The sequence below is a fragment of the Caecibacter sp. AF58-12pH5A genome (genome assembly GCF_027681725.1).
Taxonomy (GTDB): domain Bacteria; phylum Bacillota; class Negativicutes; order Veillonellales; family Megasphaeraceae; genus Megasphaera; species Megasphaera hominis.
Window position 1 is genome coordinate 1 of sequence record NZ_JAQDBC010000058.1, and the last position, 7,352, is coordinate 7,352.

The 7,352-nt window shown below is 45.9% G+C and carries 3 protein-coding genes and 1 pseudogene; 1 reads left to right on the forward strand and 3 read right to left on the reverse strand.

The features are described from left to right. Nucleotides 1-330: 330 nt before the first annotated feature. From PGX44_RS13445 to PGX44_RS13455, 3 genes and pseudogenes are all read right to left on the reverse strand, one after another. Nucleotides 331-3,465, reverse strand: coding sequence for a type I restriction endonuclease subunit R (locus PGX44_RS13445; RefSeq protein WP_498855771.1), 3,135 nt, complete (start codon nucleotides 3,463-3,465; stop codon nucleotides 331-333). A 15-nt stretch (nucleotides 3,466-3,480) separates the two neighbouring features. Continuing rightward, complete coding sequence (locus PGX44_RS13450; RefSeq protein ID WP_498855772.1) at nucleotides 3,481-4,686, reverse strand: restriction endonuclease subunit S; 1,206 nt, start codon at nucleotides 4,684-4,686, stop codon at nucleotides 3,481-3,483. Next, nucleotides 4,677-5,864: pseudogene (locus tag PGX44_RS13455) on the reverse strand (HsdM family class I SAM-dependent methyltransferase); the annotation flags it as partial. The pseudogene PGX44_RS13455 and the gene PGX44_RS13450, both read right to left, overlap by 10 nt. Nucleotides 5,865-6,106: 242 nt before the next feature. Here PGX44_RS13455 and PGX44_RS13460 point away from each other — a divergent pair. Then, complete coding sequence (locus PGX44_RS13460; protein ID WP_370839058.1) at nucleotides 6,107-7,003, forward strand: GIY-YIG nuclease family protein; 897 nt, start codon at nucleotides 6,107-6,109, stop codon at nucleotides 7,001-7,003. The last annotated feature ends 349 nt before the right edge of the window (nucleotides 7,004-7,352 follow it).

Consider the following 7,352-nt stretch of genomic DNA (forward strand, 5'->3'; position numbering starts at 1 on the left):
ATGGGGCATAAAGTAGATTCATGCAATACCGATTTACACAAACTATTTTACACTCCCGGGGTTTGCGGCCTTTTGGCTACTGGCACAGCCAGGCGGTACGGGTGACGCAGGAGCGCCGCGTTTTATGCCTAGTATTTGTCAAAGTTTGACACGTAATCAACACGCATGTGGTAAATGATGGACATGTCTTTTACATAGTTTTGGCAATTGTTTGACGAACATGAAAGCAAATCAGTGCGCACATTGGCAAAAAAAACGCGGCTACGTTACCGTTTTGTGACGTAGTCGCGTTATTGTTTATCAGCATATTACCACTAGTTTTGCTAACAGTTACGTGCGATAGCGGGTATATACATACTCGTAAAGCTGATTACGGTATTGGTTAATTTCCATGTCATCATAGCAAAGGGGTAATTTATACAGTGTGTCCCGTATCAGATTTTTGATAATGGCCTTTGTATCCGGCTTTTCGTTCCAATGATCAAGTTTCTCAATTTGTTTTTTTACGGTTTCATACAGAGTGACTGCCGTGCTTTTTACTTCTTTAATTTCCTCAGGATTTAAATCATCCCGGCACAGAAGATCGAAGACGTAGAGTTCTTCGTCGTTCTCAAAGCCTTCGCGGATGTAGCGTTTTTCTTCCTGGTTGAGTTTGTTTGCCAGTTCCAGTAAGGCCGTAAAGGTCTGTTCAATGGTGGCCCTGTCCTGTTCTTTATTGTAGTCGTCGATGATGGCCCGGTAGCGTTCGTAATAGTCGATCCGGGCCGGGTTATGCAAAAGGAGGCCGTCCAGTTTCTTTTGTATGACTTCTTCTAAATCCCGCATGAGGAGGTTTTTATTCTTCACGCGGGCAAATTCCCGGCTCAAGCGGCCAAAATCGATACTGGCAATATTGAGGCGCAGGGGCTTTTTTTCTGCGACAGCCGGTTCTGACGACGTATCCATTTCTATATAGTCGCTGACAATCTGATTAATGGCGACTTGCAGGTCTGTCGTATCGACGTGACGGCGTTTCTTCTGCAGTTCCCCGTAGATGGCGACGATGCCATCGTATTGCTTGCGTGTCTGGAGGGACACATCATCGCGATCGGCGTATTTCATGAGGCGCTTCAGTTCCGCCGTATAGGTAGTAAAGGTCTTTTTATCTTCCATGGTGCCGCAGACAGCATTGGCGGCTTCTTTGAGGAGGGCAATCTTTTTAAAATACGTTGCACTCACCAAGTCCGGCAGGGAAAATCCCTTTTGTGCCAAAAACGTTTCCGTTTGGTCGATAATCTCTAAAATACGCTTGATGAGCTGCTCTTTGTCGATGGTCGGGTCCGTGCCGGACGTGCCGTTGCCATTAGCTGTATAATCGGCCAGGGCTTTGCGCAGCGCCTTGACGATGCCGATGTAATCGATAATCAGGCCGTTGCTCTTGCCTTCATTGACGCGATTGGCCCTGGCAATGGCCTGCATCAGCGTATGGGCCTTGAGGGGCTTATCGAGATAGAGGCAGGACAGGCATTTGACGTCAAAGCCCGTCAGCCACATGGCACAGACAAAGACGACCCGGAAGGGATTTTGTTCGTCCTTAAACTCTTTATCGAGCTTGCGTTTTTCCATTTTTTCGCGGTGATAGGCAATATCGAGGCCCCATTTCTGAAAGGTCTTGATTTCGTTCTGTTCCTGGCTGATGACGACAGCCATTTCCGTTTCCTTCATCCATTGCAGTTTTCGTTTCAGTTCCTGTGCTTCCTGCTGGGAGCCCTTATGCAGGTGCTGTTCCAGCTGCTTGATTTCTTCTTGCCAGTATTTCTGGACGTAGTTGTACATGCGCACACAGGTTACCTTGTTAAGGCAGACGAACATGGCCTTACCGCTGGTCCAAAGATCCGTATAATGGCGTACGAAATCGCGGGCAATGGCTTGTAAGCGTGGCTCTGCCGTGAGGATATGGACTTCCTTGGCAAATTCCCGTTCCAGCTTTTCTTCCTGGTCTCCATCGACATCGGCCGCTTCGATAGCATCGAGAATTTTGTCGGTAATATCCGGATTCTCAAGGTTGAGTATTTTTTCGCCTCTGTTTTCGTAGTATAAGGGCACCGTCGCGCCATCCTCTACAGCACGGCGGAAGTCATAAATCGATACGTAGCCGCCAAAGGTCCGGACTGTAATGTTATCGCTGGAGAGCAAGGGCGTACCGGTAAAGCCGATACGCGAGGCCGTTGGCAAGAGGTGCATCATATTTTCGGCAAAAATGCCGTACTGGCTGCGATGGGCTTCGTCGGACATGATGATAATATCGTGATCCGGTATAATCGGTGCCGCATCAGGCCGGTTGAACTTCTGGATGAGCGTAAAGATAAAGGCTGGATTGCCTTTTAGTTTTGCTACCAGGTCGTCACCGCTCGCAGCCATAAAACGGGACGCACTTTCCTTGCCCAAAAGGCCGCAGTTTTGGAAGGTATCGCTGATTTGCCGGTTCAGCTCTTCCCGGTCGGTAAGGACGACAAAGGTCGGCGAGCCCATGAATTTGCGCAGTATCTTTTTGGCCAGGAAGACCATGGAATAGCTCTTGCCTGAGCCCTGGGTATGCCAAAATACGCCCAGTTTCCCTTTATTCAGTTGCCGGTCCGCATAGGCCTTTACGGCCTCATTGACGCCCAAATACTGGTGATTCCGCGCCAAAATTTTTGCCGTATGGCCGCCAGAATGGTCGTAGAGGATGAAGTTCTCGAAGAGGTCGAGGAAATTTTCCTTGCGGCAAATGCCCCGTAGCATCGTTTCCAGGGCCACGTCGCCGGGATCAGATTCAGCCAGTCGTTTCCACTCGTGGAAAAACTCATAGGCACTGCCTAGAGTACCGACCTTGGCTTCTTCGCCATTAGAGAGCATGATAAAGGCATTATAGTAAAAGAGCTGGGGCACCGTGTCCAAATAGTCGCGGTAGTTATCGTCGTAGGCATTGCGCACATCGACGGTATGCTTCTTCAATTCGATAAAAAGCAGAGGGATGCCATTCACGAAGCCGACGATATCTGCCCGGCGCCGGTACAGTTCACCGTATACTTTCAGTTCCTTCAAGGCCAGGAACTCATTGCGTTCAGGATTTTTGAAATCCATGAGGATAGCCTGTTTCTTTTCCGTTTTACCATTTGCTTTCCTGACCGTGACGGGAATCCCGTCGCGGAGGAAAGAATATTTTTCTTCATTGATTTGTAAGAGGGACGCCGTAGACAACCGTCTTTCCAGTCCTTGCCGAGCTTCAAGCATTTGATCTTTAGTCAGCCAGGGATTAAATTTCTTCAATGCCTTTTCTACGCGCCCATATAACAGGACATCACGGTAACTTTCCCGGCCGTACGTCCCGTCTTTCCCTAATTTTTCGCTATCATAGGCCAGCTGCACATCCCAGCCCAGCTCCGCCAGCACCTCACCGGCACCATCCCGGACCAGAACGTTTTCGGAATAGTCGTAACTCAAACAGACACACCCCCTTTATACTTCGATTTCCCCGCTCATAAGCTTGGGCAATAAGCGGTTACGGGCTTCAGATAAAGTCAAATTCAGTTTTATTTTAATTTTTATTTGCTCCATAATTGGCTTTACTGTTTCCTCAAAATTTTTGACTATATTTTTGTTTGGAATAGTCATTTTTATATTGTCAAAGGTCCTCAATACTATAGTATCAAATACTCCCCCGTTAGCCATTTTTTTAAATGCTTCAATCTCTTTGTGAACTGCAAAAAAAAGATAATACGGAGCATCTAATTTGTCCGATTTTAAAGCAAAGCACGATTGATTCATCGCCATAGGCACAGCTAGTAATGCCAAGTTTCCAACGGTTCCCCGGGCAGTGATGATGACTGTATTTACAGGATATAACCTACTATTACAATTTTCTAAGCCTTCTTCTGTAATATATTTTTCAGTCTGAAAAGCAAAAAAATGCTCACCACTATCCTTAGGCGTATAAAAAGGAATATTGCCTCCGTAGTAATTGGGATTATCCGTCTTAGGAGTCCCTCCACTCATAATATTTATAATTTTTGAAAAATCTTCTTTCTTCCACCCTTCCGGCACACCATCGACGACAGGTACATTTTCATAGCCGGGAAAATGCAATTTCACGAACCATTCCTTATACAAGCGCTGAGCCGCTTCTTCCAGGAGTTTTATTTGCTTCTGATTATTTGCGATGAGGTCGTCGTAGGCGGAAAGGATGTCCACAACTTTAGACATCCGCTTTTTATCTGTAATTAAAATAGGAAAATCTCTTAATTTTCTTAAAGATAAAAACTGTTGGCTAGACCCATTCATAGTGCTAATCATCATTGATTTTGCATATGGAGATTGCAGGTAATAATAAAGCCATTTTCCCTTTAATGAATTACCTCCACATTTGAACAACGCTAAATTTTTAATAGCATAATTGGGAATATCTCTGACAAGTACAGATTCTCCAACAGTACCAATCATAGATAATAAAACATCCCACTGTTCAACACGACTTCTTATATTAATGGCATCATAATCATCTTCAGAAATGTTGTAGGCTTCACTTGCATCTATTTGACCGTTCTTGATATGTTTACCTGTTATCAGTTTATACCCCGATTCTATTGGTTCTGGTGTATCATGAGTTCCATCTCGAACAGAGTCACAATATTCTTCAGCTGTTATGTATGTACTTTTTAAAGCCATAGCCCCATTGCCTCCATATCTTTCACGATGGTATCCATGAGTTCATTGGATTCTGCCTGCAGTGTGAGGAGTTCTTGGTGAATTTCTTTCATGCGTGCCGTGAAGTCGACGCCGTCGTCTTCTTCCGGGGCTACGCCAACGTAGGCGCCGGGTGTGAGGGACCAGTTTTTTTCTTCGATTTCGTCGATGGTGGCTATTTTGCAAAGGCCCGGGATGTCGGCATAGACGCCGTCACCAAATTTGCTATAGAGCCAGTCTGCGTCTTTGGCTACGGTAAGGATGTCCGTAAGTTTTGCCAGTTTTTCATCAAATGCCGCCTCGACGTTCTTTTTCTCTTTTTTAGGCAAGTCTTTTACGGCTTCTTTCTTTTCTTCCTGCAGGGCCTTTTCCTGATCCAGCAAGTTCTGCACCTGTTCGGCAAAGGGATCATCACTGCCTAAGGCCGTATGGTATGCTGCCAGCAGATCCTGATATTTTTCTACTTCGCCGCGGTAGAGCCAAACGATAGCGTTCAGATTCTTCAGCTGCCATTCGGTCCATTCGTTGAGCGTGCGATCGACGACGGTATAGTAATTGCGGGCGTCGATGAACAGTACCTTATCCTGTAATTCGACGGCTTTGCCTTTATCGAAAAACCAGAGGGAGCAAGGCAAGGACTTGGTGTAGAAAAAGTTATTGCCCACGCTGACCATGACATCGACGTGGCCTGTCTTGATTAACTTTTCGCGGATATCGACATCCTTACTCTGGCTATCCGTAGCCGATGAGGCCATGACGAAGCCTGCCCGGCCCCGGTCATTGAGGTAGCTGTAAAAATAGGATATCCACAGGTAATTGGCATTGCTTACTTCTTTCTTTTTCTGGTTCACGCTGGGCATACCAAAAGGCAGGCGTCCGGCACTCTGGCACTCTTCTGCCCTGACCTTGTCTACGTTGAAGGGGGGATTAGCCATGACGTAGTCACACTGTCCTGCCAGGTGATGGGCGTCGTGATAGAAGGTATTGGCTTCATCGCCCGATTTGATAATTCCTGTCAATCCATGGACAGCCATATTCATGAGGCAGAGCTTGGCATTGTAGTCTACTTTTTCCTGACCATAAAAGGTCATGGTGCTGTTCGCATTCATGCCTGTTTGGTTGACAAAATCTCCGCTTTGGATAAACATACCGCCAGAACCGCAAGCGGGATCTCAACCCTGTCAGTCGTTGATACAATCCAACGATTACCAAAATTTTGCACACCCCCGTGTGCAAATGGCAAAACCTCCCTATTTATCAGGGTTTCTCCCATCATGACAAGTTGAATCAAATGCTGCTCAAACACGCAAGATGGTATCTTGGGTGTTTTTTCATTGCCTATTTCAGACAAAGGCGTGGTATGATATAAGAGATAAATAGACCTGTAGGGAGATACGGAATCATGGCAAAACGAGGCAAGAGCATCAATCTCTTTTTGATGGATGGAGAATCAAGCGGAAGGATGAAATGTACCCTCGCCAACTGGACGGGCGTGGCATATAAAATCCCAAGGACAAAACTGGATAACTGCAAAGAGCGTGACGACCTAAAACAGAGTGGCGTGTATTTTCTTTTTGGTAAATCCGATACCACCGGAAAAGGCGTCGTTTACATCGGTCAAGCCGGAGCAAGGAAAAACGGCGAGGGTATCTTGACGCGCCTTTTGGAACATCGTCGGAATCCTGAAAAGGATTACTGGATTGAAGCCATCGTGTTTACCACATCGAATAACTCCTTCGGACCGACCGAGATTAGCTATCTTGAAAATCGGTTCTGCAACCTTGCACTCAAGGCGAACCGCTATGAGGTCAAAAATGGGAACGACCCTACGCTGGATAACATCACGGAAGAAAAGGAATGTGAACTGGAAGAATTCATCGACTATGCCAAGGTCATCATGGGCGTTTTAGGCCATAAATTGTTTGAACCCGTGACGCTCTCCACCGAGGAAAAAACGGACTCCACGGATAACAAAAAAAATAGCCCCCTTCAGTTTTACCTAAAGAGGACAATCAAAAATGTTGGTCTAGTAGAAGCTAGAGGACGGCAAACGGCAGAAGGCTTTGTAGTCCTTGCGGGGAGCCATATTTCCAAGGAGGATGACCACACCATCTCCAAAACGCTAAAGGAAGAACGGAAAGCTGCTCCTCTTGATGCAAATGGAATTTTGACTGAGGACGTACTCTTTTCTAGCCCCTCCTACGCAGCGATGTTTGTCATTGGAAAGAGTGCCAATGGCCTTACAAGCTGGAAGGACGACAACGGGAATACCCTCAAGGATTTAGAGGCTAACGAATAAGTACAACAAAGCAAAATTCGTATGGTCTATTTGTTTTCGAATCTTTGCTTTAGTTTTGCATAATAGTTTTTCAGACTCTTATCTCCTTCATTATCGGGGAATAGGCAAAAGGGTAAGCTATCTGTTTTCTTATGTTTGATTACACAAGCACAGCATTTTCCATTGTTCGGACAAGTCTTTTTGGGACAAGCACATTCTTTAACATTTGGACAACTCACTTTACAAACCACCCCTTTGTATTATTTGCAAATTTTACCAGCGTGAGCATGACCGGTACTTCAACAAGAACACTATAATGGGCCCCTTGTCAAGACCACGTTCTAAAATTTTAAGAGTGGCAGTAAGCAGA